Origin of the sequence: Streptomyces sp. NPDC089424, assembly GCF_044749345.1 — a bacterium.
In the GTDB taxonomy this organism is placed as follows: domain Bacteria; phylum Actinomycetota; class Actinomycetes; order Streptomycetales; family Streptomycetaceae; genus Streptomyces.
Map to the genome: position 1 here is coordinate 102,459 of NZ_JBIVHU010000001.1, position 17,204 is coordinate 119,662.

Below are 17,204 nucleotides of genomic sequence, written 5' to 3' on the forward strand. Positions count from 1 at the left end.
TCAGCCCCTGAGCTGCTCGTAGGCGGGCAGCGTCAGGAAGTCCGCGTAGTCGTCGTCCAGGGAGACCTCCAGGAGCAGGTCGTGGGCCTGCTGCCAGTGGCCGGCCGCGAAGGCCTCCTCGCCGAGCTCGGCGAGGATGTTCGTCAGTTCCTCGGCGGCGACCTTGCGGGCCAGCTCGGGCGTGGCCCGCTCGCCGTTCTCGAAGACGACGCCCGCGTTGATCCACTGCCAGATCTGGGAGCGGGAGATCTCGGCGGTGGCCGCGTCCTCCATGAGGTTGAAGATGGCGACCGCGCCGAGCCCGCGCAGCCATGCCTCGATGTAGCGGATGCCGACCTGGACGGCGTTCACCAGGCCCGGATACGTCGGCTTGGCGTCCAGGGAGTCGATCGCGATGAGGTCGGCGGCCTCGACGTGGACGTCCTCGCGCAGCCGGTCCTTCTGGTTCGGCCGGTCGCCGAGGACCTTGTCGAAGGACTCCATGGCGATCGGGACCAGGTCGGGGTGGGCCACCCAGGAGCCGTCGAAGCCGTCGCCGGCCTCACGGTCCTTGTCGGCGCGGACCTTCTCGAAGGCGACCTTGTTGACCTCGGCGTCCCGGCGGGAGGGGATGAACGCGGCCATGCCGCCGATCGCGTGCGCCCCGCGCTTGTGGCAGGTACGCACGAGGAGTTCGGTGTACGCGCGCATGAACGGGGCGGTCATCGTCACCGCGTTGCGGTCCGGCAGCACGAACTTCGGGCCGCCGTCGCGGAAGTTCTTGACGATGGAGAAGAGGTAGTCCCAGCGGCCGGCGTTCAGCCCGGAGGCGTGGTCACGGAGCTCGTAGAGGATCTCCTCCATCTCGTACGCGGCCGTGATCGTCTCGATCAGGACGGTGGCGCGCACGGTGCCCTGCGGGACGCCGACGTAGTCCTGCGCGAAGACGAACACCTCGTTCCACAGCCGGGCCTCCAGGTACGACTCGGTCTTCGGCAGGTAGAAGTACGGGCCCTTGCCGAGGTCGAGCAGACGCTGGGCGTTGTGGAAGAAGTACAGGCCGAAGTCGACCAGGGCGCCGGGCACCGGGGTCCCGTCGGCGTCGGTCAGATGCCGCTCGTTCAGGTGCCAGCCGCGCGGGCGCATGACGACGGTCGCCAGCTCCTCCTCGGCCCCCAGCGCGTACGACTTGCCGGAGCGGTCGTCCGTGAAGTCGATGTTCCGGGAGTAGGCGTCGATCAGGTTGACCTGGCCGAGGACGACGTTCTCCCAGGTGGGAGCGGAGGCGTCCTCGAAGTCCGCGAGCCAGACCCGCGCGCCCGAGTTCAGGGCGTTGATGGTCATCTTGCGGTCGGTGGGACCGGTGATCTCGACCCGGCGGTCGTTCAGCGCGGCCGGGGCGGGCGCGACGCGCCAGGTGGGGTCCTCACGGATCCGTGCGGTCTCCGGGAGGAAGCCGAGCGTGGAGGTGCGGGCGATCTCGGCGCGGCGCTCCGCGCGGCGGGCGAGGAGTTCGTCACGCCGGGGCGTGAACCGGCGGTGCAGCTCGGCCACGAAGGCGAGCGCCGCGTCGGTGAGGACCTCCTCCTGCCGGGGCAGGGGCTCGGCGTCGACGATGGCCAGCGGAGACGGCGCTGGTGCGGACATGAGCTGTCACTTCCTTCAGCGGTGGCACCGGGTGCCAGAGGGCACTCATGGGTCATATCGCACCCGCTGTGGGGTCGGGTGCCTCTGGTCAGTGGATATTAGTTTTCTCATCGTGGAAGTTCAATGGTTTGTTGATGTCGAGATTCTCCGGGTCGAGGCAAGGTGGCGCTGAGTGCCACCCCGTTCACTCAAGGTGGCTCAGGTCGGCCGCCGTGTCGATGTCGTAGGGCCGCGCCACGTCCCCGCACTCGACGAGCCGGATCCCGGCGGCATGCTCCTTGAGGTAGGCACGCGCGCCCCGGTCGCCGGTCGCGGTCGCCGCGACGCCCGCCCAGTGCGCGGCCCCGAACAGCACGGGATGGCCGCGTACACCGTCGTAGGCGGCCGAAACCAGTGCCCACTCGTCCGTGTAGCCGTTCAGCACGCGGGCCACCGCCTCCGGCCCGATCCCCGGCTGGTCGACGAGCGACACCAGTGCGGCCCGCGCGCCCGTTCCGGTGAGCGAGTCCAGTCCGGCGCGCAGCGAGGAACCCATGCCCTGCTCCCACTCCGGGTTGTCCACCAGCACGCAGCCGGACAGGTCCGCCCGCTCCCGTACGGCGTCGGCGCGCGCCCCCAGGACCACGTGCACCCGCGTGCACCCGGCCGTGCGCAACACCGCCACCGCGTGTTCCACCAGGGGGCGGCCCCGGTGGGCGAGCAGTGCCTTGGGCCGGCCGCCGAGCCGGCGTCCGCCACCGGCGGCGAGCAGCAGCGCGGCGACCGGGGGCTCGTTCTGATCCGTCATGGTTCCTGCTTACCGGACGGCGCGCGGAAGGGACGCTCCCCAGGGGCTGAATTTCGGTCCGCGTGGTGGCGGATCCTCACCCGGTGGCGTTAACTGGCCCGCGTCCCCGGCGCACGACCGGCGCCACGGGGCGCGCGGGGGAGCAGGGCGGGCTGTGCACAACGGGGTGTCAGGGGGGAGAGCTGTGTTGCGGAGCTTGGGGCAGAGGCCAGTGACCGGCAGCGACGAGGACCCGAGAGTGGCGGGACTGCGGACCGCCGTGTCCCGGCTGCGCCGCGAACTCGCCGCGCTCCCCGTGGAGTTCCCCGACCGGGCCGTGGCCGAGGACGAACTGGCGGCCCTCGCCGCGATGACCGTCGACGGCAGGCCCGAGATCCCGCGCCTGCGCCGCTCCCTGCTGCTGATCGCCGGCGCGATCGGATCGGTGAGCGCGCTGTCGCGCGGACTGTCGGAGGTGCGCGCCGCGGTCGACCTCTTCGGCGAGCCACCCCGCAGGCCCTAGCACTGGGGACCGGCGCACGGACCCCAGTTCGTCAGGTGGGGTTCTGGCTGGCCAGCGCCTCGGACAGTTCGACGGCGATCTGCTGGAGCACCGGCACGATCCGCTCGGTGGCCGCCTCCGTCACCCGGCCCGCCGGTCCCGAGATGGAGATCGCGGCGGCGGTGGGGGAGTCGGGCACCGAGACCGCCAGGCAGCGGACGCCGATCTCCTGTTCGTTGTCGTCGACGGCGTAGCCGATCCGGCGGACGTCGTCGAGCGCCGCGAGGAAGCCGTCCGGAGTGGTGATCGTCTTCTCCGTCGCCGCGGGCATGCCGGTGCGCAGCAGCAGGGAGCGCACCTCCTCGTCAGGGAATCCGGCGAGCAGTGCCTTGCCCACGCCCGTGGAGTGCGGCAGGACGCGCCGGCCCACCTCGGTGAACATGCGCATCGAGTGCTTCGAGGGAACCTGGGCGACGTAGACGATCTCGTCCCCGTCCAGCAGCGCCATGTTGGCCGTCTCGCCGGTCTCCTCGACCAGCCGGGCCAGGTAGGGACGCGCCCACGTGCCGAGCAGCCGGGAGGCGGACTCGCCGAGCCGGATCAACCGCGGGCCGAGCGCGTAGCGCCTGTTGGACTGCTGGCGGACGTACCCGCAGGCGACCAGGGTGCGCATCAGCCGGTGGATCGTCGGCAGCGGCAGCCCGCTGCTCGCCGACAACTCGCTCAGGCCGACCTCGCCGCCCGCGTCGGCCATCCGCTCCAGCAGGTCGAAGGCGCGCTCGAGGGACTGGACGCCACCGCCGTTGGCCGGCTTGGTGGCGCCGAGTGCTGCGGGGGCGTCGCTGGCGCTGGACGTCGGCACGGCGCGTTCCTTTCGAGGCGGACAGGAGGGCAGAAGCCTACCCGGCGGCCTGATCACTGCCCGCTCGTGTATAGCTACGTTCTGCCTGTTGGAATTGTAATTCCGCTTTGTGGAAACGTCCAGAGTGCGTGTCCGAGGTGCACTGTGGAGAAGTGTGCCTCTTGACGGTGCGCGGGCGGGAGGCAACACTCCTTCAACAGAACGTTGAATTCCGTGGTGCGGAAGTACGGAGAGGGGTTCCGGGTGTCCGACGCTGAACTGGTGCTGCGCTCGACGCGCGTCATCACGCCCGAGGGGACGCGCCCCGCGTCCGTCGCGGTCGCCGACGGCAGGATCACCGCCGTGCTGCCGCACGGCGCCCCGGTGGCGGCCGCCCGGGTGGAGGACCTCGGCGACGACGTCCTGCTGCCCGGCCTGGTCGACACCCACGTGCACGTCAACGACCCCGGGCGCACCGAGTGGGAGGGGTTCTGGACCGCCACGCGCGCCGCGGCGGCCGGCGGCATCACCACCCTCGTCGACATGCCGCTCAACTCCCTGCCGCCGACCACCACGGTCGACCACCTCCTCACCAAGCAGGAGGTGGCCCGCCCCAAGGCGCACATCGACGTCGGCTTCTGGGGCGGCGCGCTGCCGGCCAACGTCAAGGACCTGCGCCCGCTGCACGACGCCGGGGTCTTCGGCTTCAAGGCGTTCCTGTCGCCGTCCGGCGTGGACGAGTTCCCGCACCTCGACCAGGAGCAACTGGCCCAATCCATGGCCGAGATCGCCGGATTCGGCGGACTGCTGATCGTGCACGCCGAGGACCCGCACCACCTCGCCGCGGCCCCCCAGCAGGGCGGCCCCCGGTACGCCCACTTCCTCGCCAGCCGTCCGCGCGACGCCGAGGACACCGCGATCGCGAACCTGGTCGCACAGGCCCGACGGCTCAACGCGCGCGTGCACGTGCTGCACCTGTCCTCCAGCGACGCGCTGCCGCTGATCGCCGCCGCCCGCGCCGAGGGGGTGCGCGTCACCGTCGAGACCTGCCCGCACTACCTCACCCTGACCGCCGAGGAAGTCCCGGACGGCGCCAGCGAGTTCAAATGCTGCCCGCCCATCCGGGAGGCCGCCAACCAGGACCTGCTGTGGCAGGCACTGGCCGACGGCACGATCGACTGCGTGGTCACCGACCACTCCCCGTCGACCGCCGACCTCAAGACGGACGACTTCGCCACCGCCTGGGGCGGCATATCCGGCCTCCAGCTCAGCCTGCCCGCCGTCTGGACGGAGGCCCGCAGACGCGGCCACACCCTGGAGGACGTCGTCCGCTGGATGTCCACCCGGACGGCGGACCTCGTGGGGCTGGCCCACAAGGGCGCCATCGAGGCCGGCCGGGACGCCGACTTCGCCGTCCTCGCGCCCGACGAGACCTTCACCGTGGACCCCAACTCCCTCCAGCACCGCAACCGCGTCACGGCCTACGCCGGGCGCACCCTCAGCGGCGTCGTGAAGTCGACCTGGCTGCGCGGCGAACGCATCGTGGCGAACGGCGAGTTCACCGAACCGAAGGGGCGACTGCTCACTCGCACCCCCTGATTCCCGACGTCTGAAAGGCAGACCTGATCACCGTGACGGCGCAGCATCCCACTTCCCCGGCCGGCTTCACCGGCGACGCGAGCCCTTACGGAGGCGGCGACCCGTACGCGGACTACCGCACCGCCGACTTCGCGTTCACCCGGTACGCCGACCTGGCCGACCGCAGGCTCGGCGCCGGTGTCGTCGCCGCCAACGACGAGTTCTTCGCCCAGCGCGAGAACCTGCTGGTGCCCGAGCGCGCCGAGTTCGACCCCGAGCACTTCGGGCACAAGGGCAAGATCATGGACGGCTGGGAGACGCGCCGCCGCCGGGGCGCCTCGGCCGGGCACCCGTGGCCCACCGAGGAGGACCACGACTGGGCGCTCGTCCGCCTCGGCGCGCCCGGCGTGATCCGCGGGATCGTCGTCGACACGGCCCACTTCCGGGGCAACTACCCGCAGTCCGTCTCCGTCGAGGGCGCCTCGGTCGCGGGTTCCCCCTCGCCCGAGGAACTGCTCCGCGACGACGTCAAGTGGACGCCCCTGGTGCCGCGCACGCCGGTCGGCGGCCACGCGGCGAACGGCTTCGCCGTCGCGGCCGAGCAGCGCTTCACGCACCTGCGTGTCAACCAGCACCCCGACGGCGGCATCGCGCGCCTGCGCGTGTACGGCGAAGTGGCCCCCGACCCCGCGTGGCTGTCGGCGCTGGGCACCTTCGACGTGGTCGCCCTGGAGAACGGCGGCCAGGTCGAGGACGCCTCCGACCGCTTCTACTCCCCGGCGACCAACACCATCCAGCCGGGCCGCTCCCGCAAGATGGACGACGGCTGGGAGACCCGCCGACGCCGCGACCAGGGCAACGACTGGATCCGGTACCGGCTGGTGGAGCGGTCCCGTATCCGGGCGATCGAGATCGACACCGCGTACCTGAAGGGCAACAGCGCGGGCTGGGCCTCGGTGTCCGTACGGGACGGCGAGGACGGCGCCTGGACCGAGGTCCTGCCCCGTACCCGTCTCCAGCCCGACACCAACCACCGCTTCGTGCTGCCGGCCGCCGCGGTCGGCACCCACGCGCGCGTGGACATCTTCCCCGACGGCGGCATCTCCCGCCTGCGCCTGTTCGGCTCCCTCACGGAGGAGGGCGCGACCCGTCTGGCGGCCCGCCACCAGGAACTGGGCGGCTGACACCCCGGGCACGGGGCACCGGGTACCGGGTGCCCCGTGACCCGACGACTCGCGGGGCGCGCCGGCTGGACAGCGCCGGTGCGCCCCGCGTCCGGCTCAGGCCGCGTGGCCGCCGTCGACCGCGAACTCGGCGCCGGTGACGTAGGCCGCCCCGGCGAGGTGGGCGACCGTGGACGCCACCTCCTCGGCCGTCCCGAACCGGCCGAGCGCCGTCAGGGCCGCCTGATCCGCGGCGTAGGGACCGTCGGCCGGGTTCATGTCGGTGTCGATCGGACCGGGGTGCACGAGGTTCGCGGTGATCCCCCGGCCGCCCAGCTCCCTGGCCAGCGCCTTGGTGAGCCCCGTGAGCGCCGCCTTGCTGGTCGCGTAGAGCGTGCCGCCCGGCCCCGGCACCCGCTGGGCCATGCAACTGCCGACGATGACGATCCGGCCGCCGTCCGGCATCAGCGCGGCGGCCGCCTGCGAGGCCAGGAAGACGGCCCGCACGTTCACCGCGAGCACCCGGTCCACATCGGTGAGCGAGAGGCTGTCCAGCGGCCCGAGCACCCCGATGCCCGCGTTGTTCACCAGCACGTCGAGCCCGCCGAGCGACGCCGCCGCCCGCTCCACGGCCCCCGCCGCCTCGTCCGCCTCCGCACAGTCCGCCCGCAGGGCCACGCCCCGCCGCCCCAGTGCCTCGACGGCCGCTACGACGTCCTCGGCCGCGTCCTTGCCGTTCACATACGTCACCGCCACGTCGGCGCCCTCGCGTGCCAGGCGCACGGCCGTCGCCGCGCCGATCCCCCGGCTGCCGCCGGTCACCAGGGCCTTCTTGCCGTCGAGGGGAGCCCGGTGCGCCATGGCCCGAGCCGCCTCGGATGTCTGCGTAGCCGAAGAAGTCATGCGTCCATTCCAGCGACGGCCCCACGCGTGTGCTGGCGGCGAACGGACACCTAGGTGGCGCGCCCGGAACTCCAGGCTTCACCTCCCGCGTTCTCCTCACGTGACACTTCAGCAAGAGATCGTCGGCAACGCCATGCAGATGGCGGTCGTCACCCTGCACCCGGGCCAGACCGTCTACTGCGAGGCGGGCAAGTTCCTGTTCAAGACGCCCGGCGTCACGATGGAGACCCGGTTGTCCGGCCCCTCGGGCGGCGGCGCGCCGGGCGGCACGGGAGCGTCGGGCGCCGCGGCGGCCGGCATGGGCGGGCTGCTGCGCCAGGCCATGGGCACCGCCATGCAGGTCGGCCAGCGGGCGCTGGCGGGCGAGTCGCTGGCCTTCCAGCACTTCACGGCGCAGGGCGCAGAGGGCACCGTGGGCTTCGCGGGCGTCCTGCCCGGCGAGATGCGCGCGCTGGAACTCGACGGCACGCGCGCGTGGTTCGCGGAGAAGGACGCGTTCGTGGCCGCCGAGTCCACCGTCGAGTTCGGCATCGCCTTCCAGGGCGGCCGCACGGGCATGAAGGGCGGCGAGGGCTTCGTCCTGGAGAAGTTCACCGGCAGGGGCACGGTGATCATCGCCGGCGCGGGCAACTTCATCGACCTCGACCCCGCCGACTTCGGCGGCCGCATCGAGGTCGACACGGGCTGCGTCGTGGCCTTCGAGGAGGGCATCCGCTACGGCGTCCAGCGCGTCGGCGGCCTCGACCGCCAGGGCCTGATGAACGCCGTGTTCGGCGGCGAGGGCCTGTCCCTGGCCACCCTGGAGGGCCGCGGCCGCGTCATCCTCCAGTCCATGACCATCGAGGGCCTGGCCAACGCCCTGAAGAAGGCCCAGGGCGGCGACAAGCAGGGCCCGACGGGGGGACTGTTCTCCAGCCACGCCGGGTGAAGTGCGCACCGGCTCCGTCGAAATCCCGGAGGTACGTCGTGCCAACACCACGAAACGTCACAGGACTTGACGGCAAACTCCACGAACTTGACATTGACATGCCAGCATCTACGCGCGTCATCATGGATCCATGAGATTCCCCCCACGCAACCTCACCCGCCTCGGTGCCGCGACCGCGCTGCTGTCGGCCCTCCTCGTCGGCGGCGCCGTCTCCGCCACCCCGGCGGGCGCGGCCGCCGCGGCGGTCGGCAGCATCTGCTACGGCGACCTGCCCGCGCAGGCGCACACGACGCTGGACCTCATCGAACAGGGCGGCCCCTTCCCCTACCCGCAGGACGGGACGACCTTCCAGAACCGGGAAGGCATCCTGCCCGGCCAGGTGACCGGCTACTACCACGAGTACACGGTCGAGACCCCCGGCAGTGACACCCGCGGCGCCCGCCGCATCGTCACCGGCGAGGAGCACCAGGAGGACTACTACACGGCCGACCACTACGCGTCGTTCGACCTGGTCGACTACGGCTGCTGAACGGCCGCCGCGACGGCCGGCCGGGCGCGCCGCCGCCCGGTGCGGCCCGGCGTCCGGTGCGGCCCGGCGTCCGGTGCGGCCCGGCGTCCGGTGCGGCCCGGCGTCCGGTGCGGCCCGGCGTCCGGCCCCGTCCGGCCCGCGGATCGGCCCGGTTCGCCCGGCGGCTCAGCCCGGCTTGCGGCTCTCGGCGGCGGCGAAGAGTGCGAACGCCAGGACGACGAGGGCGACGCTTGCATAGATCCCGAATCCGTCGAGGAAACCGACCCGCTGCACGAGCCCGATGTGCCAGTCGGTGAACTCGTGCACCAGGCCCATCGCACCCTGCACGAGCGCGATGAAGCCGAGGAACTCCAGCAGCTGCTTCATGACCATGACTCTCGCCCCGCGGACCCCCCACGGACAACGGCCGCGGGGCGAGACCCGGCCCACCGAAGTCGCTGATCCCCACCCGGCCGGCGCGCCGAAAGTAGCCAGCGCCGCGACTTTGGTCGCCGATCCCGCGAGCGGGGAGGTGGCCCGGTACGGCCCTGCGTAGATTTGTCGACCGTGAAAGGTGACAGGACGGTGCAGGCGGCGTCGGCGTTCGAGGGGCGCCGGTGGCTGTTCCCGTCCGCCCTGATCCACGCGCTCGACCCGGACGGCGAAGGGGACGCGCGGCGGCCCCGGCGCACCGCGCGCGACTGGCTCGTCGACTTCTCGTGCTTCTTCGTGGCCATCCTGGTCGGCCTGCTGGCCGCGGACTCCATGACCCCGGAGAACACCCCGCCCACGCTCCTGGTCCTCGACCAGTGGCTCGGCGGTCTGTCCTGCGCCGCGGTGTGGCTGCGCCGCCGCTGGCCCGTCGGGCTCGCGATCGCGATGATCCCCATCGGATTCCTCTCCAACACGGCGGGCGGCGCCGGCATGGTCGCCTTCTTCACCCTCGCCGTGCACCGGCCCTTCCGGTACGTCGCCTGGATCGGCGGCGTCTCCACCGCGCTGATCCCGCTCTTCTTCTGGCTGCGTCCCGAGCCCGAGCTGCCCTACCTGGTGGCCGTCGCGTTCACCGTGCTGCTCAGCGGCTGCGTCATCGGCTGGGGCATGCTCGTGCGGTCCAAACGGCAGCTGATGTTCAGCCTGCGCGACCGCGCCCGGCGGGCGGAGACGGAGGCCGTGCTGCGCGCCGAACAGGCCCAGCGGCTCGCGCGCGAGGCGATCGCCCGGGAGATGCACGACGTGCTCGCCCACCGGCTGACGCTGCTGAGCGTGCACGCCGGAGCCCTGGAGTTCCGGCCGGACGCGCCCCGCGAGGAGGTCGCGCGGGCCGCCGGAGTCATCCGGGAGAGCGCCCACGAGGCGCTGCAGGACCTGCGCGAGATCATCGGCGTCCTGCGGGCCGGCGACGCCGACGAGGGCGGCCGGCCGCAGCCGACCCTCGCGGCACTCGACGCGCTGGTCGCCCAGTCCTGCGAGGCCGGCACCAAGGTGACGCTCGACCTGCGGGTCACCGACCCGGGCGCGGTCCCGGCGTCGGTCGGCCGCACCGCCTACCGGATCGTCCAGGAGGGCCTGACCAACGCCCGCAAGCACGCCCCCGGCACCGAGGTCACCGTGTCCGTGTCCGGCGGGCCCGGCGAGGGCCTCGCCGTCCACGTCCGCAACCCCGCCCCCGAGGGCGACGTACCGCACGTCCCGGGCTCCGGGCAGGGCCTGATCGGACTGACCGAGCGCGCCACGCTGGCCGGGGGACGGCTGGAGCACGGCGCGCGCGACGACGGGGGCTTCGAGGTGCGGGCCTGGCTGCCGTGGGGGTCCTCCGGCCGGTGAGTGAACCCGTATCCTCCCATCTCGCCTCCGTTCCACGGCGGTTGAACGAGGAGGGGGACGGCCGCGGGCCCGCCGGCGGCCCGACCGGGCGGGCGAAGCGGCGGCACAACCGTGATTACGTGAGGGCCATGACTGCGATCAGAGTGCTTCTCGTCGACGACGACCCGCTGGTGCGGGCCGGACTGTCCTTCATGATGGGCGGCGCCGACGACATCCGGATCGTCGGCGAGGCCGCCGACGGCGGCGAGGTCGAGGCGCTCGTCGACCGCACCCGGCCGGACGTCGTCCTGATGGACATCCGGATGCCCGCGGTCGACGGCCTCACCGCCACCGAGCGGCTGCGGGCCCGCCCGGACGCCCCGCAGGTCGTGGTCCTGACCACCTTCCACGCCGACGAACAGGTGCTGCGGGCGCTGCGCGCGGGCGCCGCCGGATTCGTCCTCAAGGACACTCCGCCCGCCGAGATCGTCGACGCGGTGCGCCGGGTCGCCGCCGGTGATCCGGTGCTGTCTCCCACCGTCACCCGCCAGTTGATGGAGCACGCGGCAGGCAGCGCCGCCGACACCCGTGGTGCCCGCGCGCGGGAGCGGATGGCCCTGCTCAACGACCGCGAACGCGAGGTCGCCGTCGCGGTCGGCCGGGGACTCGCCAACGCGGAGATCGCCACGGAGCTGTTCATGAGCGTGGCGACCGTCAAGACCCACGTCTCCCGCGTCCTCGCCAAGCTCGACCTCAACAACCGCGTCCAGATCGCCCTGCTGGCCTACGACGCGGGACTGCTCGACGAGGACGGCTGACGCGCGGCACGCGGGACCACCCGTTCGGCGGGGATGGCGCCGGCGGCCGGCGGGGAATCCACTCGTGGCCGCCCCGTCGCTGAGCCAGAGACGAGCCCCAGCTCCCGATGTCCCGTCCCGCCCCCACCCCGGTCCTCGCCCCCGCCGCGCCGCAGCCCGCCCCCGCCGCGCCGGAGCCCGCCCCCGCCGCGCCGGAGCCCGCCCCCGCCGCGCCGGAGCTGTCCCTCGACGCCCGCCTGGCGCTGGTCGACGCGGCGATGACCGTACGGCTGGACGAAGCGGCCGTCGCCCACGAGGTCCGCACCGCGCATCTGCGCACCGAACCCGTCGACCTCGCCGAGGTCGTCACCGTCCCGTTCGGCCCGGTGCGCGAGTGGCCCCCGGAGCTGTCCCCTACGCCGGTGGCCGCGCTGCTCCAGCGCGCTCACCAGCGGTTGCTCGCCGACGGCTGGTGCGGCGGCGTCCTCGTCGACGGCGAAGGCGCCCGCTGCATGCAGGGAGCGGTCCGCGTCGAGGCGCGTGGTGACCGGGCCCTGGAGAGCGACGCCCTCGCCGTGCTGCTCCAGGCGGTACGGCGCCGGTTCGGCGACCACATCGACTCGGTCGCGGGCTTCAACGACGCCTTCGGCTCCGGCCGCGTCCCGATCCGCATGGTCGGTGAGGCGGCCCGCCTGGCCGACGCCCGCGGCCTCTGATCGTTGCCGCGCGGCCTGCCGAGCCTGCCGGTGCGCCGCGCCCCCGTTCCTACCGCAGCACCGGCTCCTGGCCGCCCGCCACCTCGCCGAGCCGGACGGGTCTGTGCTCCCGGCGGGAGAGCTCGCAGGCCTCGGCCACACGCAGCGCCTGCAACGCCTCCCGGCCGTCGCAGGGGTTGGCGCGCTCGCCGCGGACCACCTCGACGAAGGCGTTCAGCTCGGCCTCGTAGGAGGGCCCGAAGCGCTCCAGGAAGGTGGTCCACGGCTTGCTCGCGGCCGGCGGTCCGCTCGGCTCGGTGGACGCGATCGGCGTACGGTCGTCCAGCCCCACCACGATCTGGTCCAGCTCCCCGGCCAGCTCCATGCGCACGTCGTAACCGGCGCCGTTCAGCCGCGTCGCGGTCGCCGTGGCCAGGGTGCCGTCGTCGAGGGTGAGGAGTACCGCCGCCGTGTCGACGTCCCCGGCCTCGCGGAACATCGGGGGACCGGCGTCGGACCCGGCGGCGTACACCTCCGTCACCTCGTGTCCGGTCACCCAGCGCAGCGCGTCGAAGTCGTGGATGAGGGTGTCCCGGTACAGCCCACCGGACAGGGGCAGATACGAGGCGGGCGGCGGCGTCTGGTCGGAGGTCGTGGCGCGCACGGTGTGCAGCCGGCCGAGCCGCCCGGCGCGGACGGCGTCCCGGGCTCCGAGGTAGCCCGGGTCGAAGCGCCGCTGGAACCCCATCTGCAGGACGGTCCCGGCCGTCTCGACCTCGGAGATCGCGTGCAGCGAGCCCGGCAGGTCGAGCGCGATCGGCTTCTCGCAGAACACCGGCAGCCCCGAGCGCGCCGCCCGGCCGATCAGATCGGCGTGGGCCGCGGTCGCCGTCGTGATCACCACCGCGTCCACGCCCCAGCGGAAGATCTCGTCCATGCCGGGCGCGGCGGTCTCGCCCAGCCGCTGCGCCAGCTCCTGCGCCCGCGTGGGATCCGCGTCCGTGAGGATCAGGGAGCCCACGTCACGGTGGCGGCTGAGCGTGTTCGCATGAATGGTGCCGATGCGGCCCGTCCCGATGACCCCGATGCGCATGAAGACAAAGTGGAGCCCGAGCCACCGCACTGTCAATGCTTATGTCCGGACAATCGGACGACACAACTTCCCGTCAACCCGTCACGGAGCTACGCTCAGGCCCGTGCCGAAACCAGACGTGGACCCGACCGTGCAGCTCGACCTGAGCGTGGACCGCAGCTCGCCCGTCCCGCTGTACTTCCAGCTGTCCCAGCAGCTGGAGGCCGCCATCGAGCACGGCACGCTCACGCCCGGCAGCCTGCTGGGCAACGAGATCGAGCTCGCCGCGCGGCTCGGTCTGTCCCGGCCGACGGTCCGCCAGGCCATCCAGTCCCTGGTCGACAAGGGACTGCTGGTCCGCCGCCGGGGGGTGGGCACCCAGGTCGTGCACAGCAAGGTCAAGCGCCCGCTGGAGCTGAGCAGCCTCTACGACGACCTGGAGGCGGCCGGGCAGCGGCCCGCCACGAAGGTGCTGGTCAACACCGTCGGGCCGGCGTCCGCGGAGGCGGCGGCCGCCCTCGGCGTCGCCGAGGGCACCGACGTGCACCGCGTCGAGCGGCTGCGGCTGGCGCACGGCGAGCCCATGGCGTACCTGTGCAACTACCTGCCCGGCGGCCTGCTCGAACTGGACACCGGGCAGCTGGAGGCGACCGGCCTCTACCGGCTGATGCGCTCGGCCGGGATCACGCTGCACAGCGCCCGCCAGTCCATCGGCGCCCGGGCCGCCACCGCCGCCGAGGCCGAGCGGCTCGGCGAGAGCGAGGGCGCCCCGCTGCTGACCATGCAGCGCACGACGTTCGACGACACCGGCCGTGCGGTCGAGTACGGCACGCACACCTACCGCCCGAGCCGCTACTCCTTCGAGTTCCAGCTGCTCGTACGGCCCTGAGGACCACCCTAGCGGGGTGAGGTTCGTCTCAATGTCCGGACAATGCGACCGCCGCGGGCTCCCCGGGCGCGGACCACACCCTCCCTGTGTTTGATACTGGGGCGTTTGGGGCCGGTGGAACGACCGGCTCCGGCTACCGGAGAACACAGCAAGAAGGGCACGGCCTCGTGGCACGGTTTCGGACCGGGTTTCGCACCTGGGTAGGCATCGCGGTGGCAGGGGCGCTCTGCGCGTCCCTCGCGGGATGCAGCAGCACGGGCGGCAAGCGCGCCGAGGACGCCCGCAAGGCCGCCGCCGCGCAGGGGAAGGCCGCGGTGAACACCCCCCGCTGGACCTTCGCCATGATCACCCACTCGGGCGACGGGGACACCTTCTGGGACATCGTCCAGAGCGGCGCCGAGCAGGCCGCGGTCAAGGACAACATCAAGTTCCTGTACTCCCACGACGACGAGGCGCAGCAGCAGGCGCAGCTGGTGGACGCGGCCGTCGACAAGAAGGTCGACGGCATCATCGTCACCCTCGCCAAGCCCGACGCGATGAAGGCCGCCGTCGCCCGCGCGGTCGAGGCGGGGATTCCGGTGGTCACCGTGAACTCGGGCTCGGCGGAGTCGAAGGAGTTCGGCGCGCTCACGCACATCGGCCAGGACGAGACCGTCGCCGGCCAGGCGGTCGGCGAGGAGCTGAACGAACGCGGCCGCAAGAAGGCGCTGTGCATCCTGCACGAGCAGGGCAACGTCGGTCACGAGCAGCGCTGCGCCGGTCTGAAGGAGACCTTCGACGGCACCGTGCAGAACCTCTACGTCACCGGCACGAGCATGCCCGACGTGCAGTCCGCCATCGAGGCCAAGCTTCAGTCGGACAGCTCGGTGGACGCCGTGGTGACCCTCGGCGCCCCGTACGCCGACACCGCCGTGAAGGCCAAGCAGGTCGCGGGCAGCGACGCCGAGATCGACACCTTCGACCTGAACGCCAAGGTCGCCGCCGGCCTGAAGGACGGCACCCTCGGCTTCGCCGTCGACCAGCAGCCCTACCTCCAGGGCTACGAGGCGGTCGACCTGCTGTGGCTGTACCGGTACAACGCCGACGTGCTCGGCGGCGGCAAGCCGGTGCTCACCGGGCCGCAGATCATCACCAAGGACCAGGCGGACGCCCTCGCCGAGTACACCGAGCGGGGCACCCGATGACCGCGCTCGCTGACGAAAGGATTCTGCACAGCTCTCCGCTGCGGAAGCTGCTCAGCCGTCCGGAGCTCGGCTCGGTCGTCGGAGCCGCCGCCGTCTTCCTGTTCTTCGCCCTGGCCGCCGACAGCTTCCTGAAGGCGTCGAGCCTGAGCACGGTCCTGTACGCGTCCTCGACGATCGGCATCATGGCGGTCCCGGTCGCGCTGCTGATGATCGGCGGCGAGTTCGACCTGTCGGCGGGCGTCATGGTGACGTCGTCCGCCCTGGTCTCCTCGATGTTCAGCTTCCAGATGACGGCGAACGTCTGGGTGGGCGTCGGTGTCTCCCTGCTCGTCACCCTCGCCGTCGGCGCCTTCAACGGCTTCATGCTCACCCGCACCAAGCTGCCGAGCTTCATCATCACGCTCGGCACCTTCCTGATGCTGACCGGCCTGAACCTCGGCTTCACCAAGCTCATCTCCGGCACGGTCTCCACCAAGTCCATCGCCGACATGGAGGGCTTCCCCAGCGCGCACGACGTCTTCGCCTCCACGCTGACCCTCGGCGGCGTCAACTTCAAGATCACCATCCTGTGGTGGTTCGCGCTGGTCGCCGTCGCCAGCTGGATCCTGCTGCGCACCCGCGCCGGCAACTGGATCTTCGCGGTCGGCGGCAACCAGGACGCCGCCCGCGCGGTCGGCGTCCCGGTGACCCGGACCAAGATCGGCCTGTACATGGGGGTGGCGCTCGGCGCCTGGATCTCCGGCCAGCACCTGCTCTTCTCGTACGACGTCGTCCAGTCCGGCGAGGGCGTCGGCAACGAGCTGATCTACATCATCGCGGCCGTCATCGGAGGCTGCCTGATCACCGGCGGCCACGGCAGCGCGGTCGGCTCTGCGGTCGGCGCGTTCCTGTTCGGGATGACCAGCAAGGGCATCGTCTTCGCCGAGTGGAACCCCGACTGGTTCAAGTTCTTCCTCGGAGCGATGCTGCTCCTCGCGACCCTGCTCAACGCCTGGGTCCGCAAGCGCGCGGAGGCCACCAAGTGACGCAAGCGGCACGACGTACGGCACTCGTGGAGCTGTCCGGCGTCAGCAAGCACTACGGCAACGTCCGCGCCCTCGAAGGCGTCTCCTTGGAGGTGCGCGCGGGCGAGATCACCTGCGTGCTGGGCGACAACGGCGCCGGCAAGTCCACGCTCATCAAGATCATCGCCGGACTGCACCAGCACGACGGCGGCACCCTGCGCGTCGACGGCGAGGAGACCCGGCTCGCCTCGCCCCGCGACGCCCTGGACCGCGGGATCGCGACCGTCTACCAGGACCTGGCCGTCGTCCCGCTGATGCCGGTCTGGCGCAACTTCTTCCTCGGCTCCGAGCCCCGCAAGGGCGCCGGCCCCTTCAAGCGCATGGACGTCGACCTCATGCGCCGCACCACCCACTCCGAACTCCTGCGCATGGGAATCGATCTGCGCGACGTCGACCAGCCCATCGGCACGCTCTCCGGCGGTGAGCGCCAGTGCGTGGCCATCGCGCGGGCCGTCCACTTCGGGGCCAAGGTCCTCGTCCTGGACGAACCGACGGCGGCGCTCGGTGTGAAGCAGTCCGGGGTCGTTCTGAAATATGTGGCGGCGGCACGGGACCAGGGTCTGGGTGTTGTGTTGATCACCCACAACCCGCATCACGCGTACCTCGTCGGCGACCGCTTCGTGCTGCTGAAGCGCGGCACCATGGCGGGCAGCCACACCGGCGACTCGATCACGCTCGACGAGCTGACACGGCAGATGGCAGGCGGAAACGAGCTCGACGACCTCCGCCACGAACTCCGGCGGGGCTGAGGGCGCGGGGTCCGCGGGAGGGCCGGCAACAGCCGCCGCGGCCGGCGGACCGGCCGTGGCGGCCGGACGACCCGGGGCCAGGTGACGATCCCCTTACCGCACCCTGAGTCACGGTGAGGCAGAATCGGGCCCG

The 17,204-nt window shown here is 72.3% G+C and carries 18 protein-coding genes; 12 read left to right on the top strand and 6 right to left on the bottom strand.

The window, feature by feature from the left end; translation table 11 throughout:
* Positions 1-1,626 (bottom strand): malate synthase A, encoded by a 1,626-nt coding sequence (aceB, locus tag ACIP2X_RS00470; protein WP_401665494.1) that lies wholly within the window; start codon positions 1,624-1,626, stop codon positions 1-3.
* A gap of 184 nt (positions 1,627-1,810) precedes the next feature.
* The gene (locus tag ACIP2X_RS00475) at positions 1,811-2,413 is read right to left on the bottom strand and encodes an NTP transferase domain-containing protein (RefSeq protein WP_401665497.1); all 603 of its coding nucleotides are present in this window, start codon (positions 2,411-2,413) and stop codon (positions 1,811-1,813) included.
* Between the two features lie 184 nt (positions 2,414-2,597).
* On the opposite strand from ACIP2X_RS00475, the gene ACIP2X_RS00480 reads away from it, so the two are divergent.
* Positions 2,598-2,915: a DUF5955 family protein gene (locus ACIP2X_RS00480; protein ID WP_401665500.1), complete on the top strand. Its 318-nt coding sequence runs from the start codon at positions 2,598-2,600 to the stop codon at positions 2,913-2,915.
* Positions 2,916-2,946: 31 nt separating this feature from the next.
* Here ACIP2X_RS00480 and ACIP2X_RS00485 read toward each other — a convergent pair whose 3' ends face one another.
* Positions 2,947-3,756, bottom strand: coding sequence for an IclR family transcriptional regulator (locus ACIP2X_RS00485; protein ID WP_401665503.1), 810 nt, complete (start codon positions 3,754-3,756; stop codon positions 2,947-2,949).
* 243 nt (positions 3,757-3,999) lie between these two features.
* On the opposite strand from ACIP2X_RS00485, the gene allB reads away from it, so the two are divergent.
* Together allB and alc are read left to right on the top strand one after the other, a co-directional pair.
* Positions 4,000-5,334 (top strand): allantoinase AllB, encoded by a 1,335-nt coding sequence (gene allB, locus ACIP2X_RS00490; protein WP_401665506.1) that lies wholly within the window; start codon positions 4,000-4,002, stop codon positions 5,332-5,334.
* A gap of 32 nt (positions 5,335-5,366) precedes the next feature.
* Positions 5,367-6,497, top strand: a complete 1,131-nt coding sequence (gene alc, locus ACIP2X_RS00495) for an allantoicase (protein WP_401665509.1) — start codon at positions 5,367-5,369, stop codon at positions 6,495-6,497.
* Positions 6,498-6,593: 96 nt separating this feature from the next.
* Here alc and ACIP2X_RS00500 read toward each other — a convergent pair whose 3' ends face one another.
* The gene (locus ACIP2X_RS00500) at positions 6,594-7,337 is read right to left on the bottom strand and encodes an SDR family oxidoreductase (RefSeq protein ID WP_401668755.1); all 744 of its coding nucleotides are present in this window, start codon (positions 7,335-7,337) and stop codon (positions 6,594-6,596) included.
* 142 nt (positions 7,338-7,479) lie between these two features.
* Here ACIP2X_RS00500 and ACIP2X_RS00505 point away from each other — a divergent pair, with 142 nt between their 5' ends.
* Together ACIP2X_RS00505 and ACIP2X_RS00510 are read left to right on the top strand one after the other, a co-directional pair.
* Complete coding sequence (locus ACIP2X_RS00505) at positions 7,480-8,307, top strand: AIM24 family protein (RefSeq protein ID WP_401665512.1); 828 nt, start codon at positions 7,480-7,482, stop codon at positions 8,305-8,307.
* A 130-nt stretch (positions 8,308-8,437) separates the two neighbouring features.
* Positions 8,438-8,836 (top strand): ribonuclease domain-containing protein, encoded by a 399-nt coding sequence (locus ACIP2X_RS00510; RefSeq protein WP_401665515.1) that lies wholly within the window; start codon positions 8,438-8,440, stop codon positions 8,834-8,836.
* A gap of 165 nt (positions 8,837-9,001) precedes the next feature.
* Here the strand turns inward: ACIP2X_RS00510 and ACIP2X_RS00515 are convergent, their stop codons facing one another.
* Positions 9,002-9,202, bottom strand: a complete 201-nt coding sequence (locus tag ACIP2X_RS00515) for a hypothetical protein (protein ID WP_401665518.1) — start codon at positions 9,200-9,202, stop codon at positions 9,002-9,004.
* 171 nt (positions 9,203-9,373) lie between these two features.
* On the opposite strand from ACIP2X_RS00515, the gene ACIP2X_RS00520 reads away from it, so the two are divergent.
* The 3 genes from ACIP2X_RS00520 to ACIP2X_RS00530 all read left to right on the top strand — a co-directional run bounded on the left by ACIP2X_RS00520 (position 9,374) and on the right by ACIP2X_RS00530 (position 12,134).
* Positions 9,374-10,642, top strand: a complete 1,269-nt coding sequence (locus tag ACIP2X_RS00520) for a sensor histidine kinase (RefSeq protein ID WP_401665521.1) — start codon at positions 9,374-9,376, stop codon at positions 10,640-10,642.
* Between the two features lie 128 nt (positions 10,643-10,770).
* Positions 10,771-11,439, top strand: a complete 669-nt coding sequence (locus tag ACIP2X_RS00525; protein ID WP_401665524.1) for a response regulator — start codon at positions 10,771-10,773, stop codon at positions 11,437-11,439.
* 107 nt (positions 11,440-11,546) lie between these two features.
* Positions 11,547-12,134: a hypothetical protein gene (locus ACIP2X_RS00530; protein ID WP_401665527.1), complete on the top strand. Its 588-nt coding sequence runs from the start codon at positions 11,547-11,549 to the stop codon at positions 12,132-12,134.
* 49 nt (positions 12,135-12,183) lie between these two features.
* On the opposite strand, the gene ACIP2X_RS00535 is transcribed toward ACIP2X_RS00530, so the two are convergent.
* Positions 12,184-13,206, bottom strand: coding sequence for a Gfo/Idh/MocA family oxidoreductase (locus ACIP2X_RS00535; RefSeq protein WP_401665530.1), 1,023 nt, complete (start codon positions 13,204-13,206; stop codon positions 12,184-12,186).
* A 130-nt stretch (positions 13,207-13,336) separates the two neighbouring features.
* Between ACIP2X_RS00535 and ACIP2X_RS00540 the strand changes: the two genes are divergently transcribed.
* The 4 genes from ACIP2X_RS00540 (at position 13,337) to ACIP2X_RS00555 (ending at position 17,071) form a co-directional block, all read left to right on the top strand.
* The gene (locus tag ACIP2X_RS00540) at positions 13,337-14,074 is read left to right on the top strand and encodes a GntR family transcriptional regulator (protein WP_401668758.1); all 738 of its coding nucleotides are present in this window, start codon (positions 13,337-13,339) and stop codon (positions 14,072-14,074) included.
* A gap of 212 nt (positions 14,075-14,286) precedes the next feature.
* Positions 14,287-15,258 (top strand): sugar ABC transporter substrate-binding protein, encoded by a 972-nt coding sequence (locus ACIP2X_RS00545; protein WP_401668760.1) that lies wholly within the window; start codon positions 14,287-14,289, stop codon positions 15,256-15,258.
* Positions 15,255-16,283, top strand: coding sequence for an ABC transporter permease (locus tag ACIP2X_RS00550; RefSeq protein WP_401665533.1), 1,029 nt, complete (start codon positions 15,255-15,257; stop codon positions 16,281-16,283). Before ACIP2X_RS00545 ends, ACIP2X_RS00550 begins: the two co-directional genes overlap by 4 nt.
* Positions 16,280-17,071 carry an ATP-binding cassette domain-containing protein gene (locus ACIP2X_RS00555; RefSeq protein ID WP_401665536.1) on the top strand — a complete coding sequence of 264 codons (792 nt, stop codon included), beginning with the start codon at positions 16,280-16,282 and terminating at the stop codon, positions 17,069-17,071. Before ACIP2X_RS00550 ends, ACIP2X_RS00555 begins: the two co-directional genes overlap by 4 nt.
* Positions 17,072-17,204 lie beyond the last annotated feature (133 nt).

Excerpts from the sequence above, each read along its gene's own strand:
- ACIP2X_RS00510 (WP_401665515.1), top strand. The coding sequence starts at position 8,438 with ATGAGATTCCCCCCACGCAACCTCACCCGCCTCGGTGCCGCGACCGCG.
- ACIP2X_RS00535 (WP_401665530.1), bottom strand. The coding sequence starts at position 13,206 with ATGCGCATCGGGGTCATCGGGACGGGCCGCATCGGCACCATTCATGCG.
- aceB (WP_401665494.1), bottom strand. The coding sequence starts at position 1,626 with ATGTCCGCACCAGCGCCGTCTCCGCTGGCCATCGTCGACGCCGAGCCC.
- ACIP2X_RS00515 (WP_401665518.1), bottom strand. The coding sequence starts at position 9,202 with ATGAAGCAGCTGCTGGAGTTCCTCGGCTTCATCGCGCTCGTGCAGGGT.
- ACIP2X_RS00550 (WP_401665533.1), top strand. The coding sequence starts at position 15,255 with ATGACCGCGCTCGCTGACGAAAGGATTCTGCACAGCTCTCCGCTGCGG.
- ACIP2X_RS00500 (WP_401668755.1), bottom strand. The coding sequence starts at position 7,337 with ATGGCGCACCGGGCTCCCCTCGACGGCAAGAAGGCCCTGGTGACCGGC.
- ACIP2X_RS00475 (WP_401665497.1), bottom strand. The coding sequence starts at position 2,413 with ATGACGGATCAGAACGAGCCCCCGGTCGCCGCGCTGCTGCTCGCCGCC.
- ACIP2X_RS00525 (WP_401665524.1), top strand. The coding sequence starts at position 10,771 with ATGACTGCGATCAGAGTGCTTCTCGTCGACGACGACCCGCTGGTGCGG.
- ACIP2X_RS00530 (WP_401665527.1), top strand. The coding sequence starts at position 11,547 with ATGTCCCGTCCCGCCCCCACCCCGGTCCTCGCCCCCGCCGCGCCGCAG.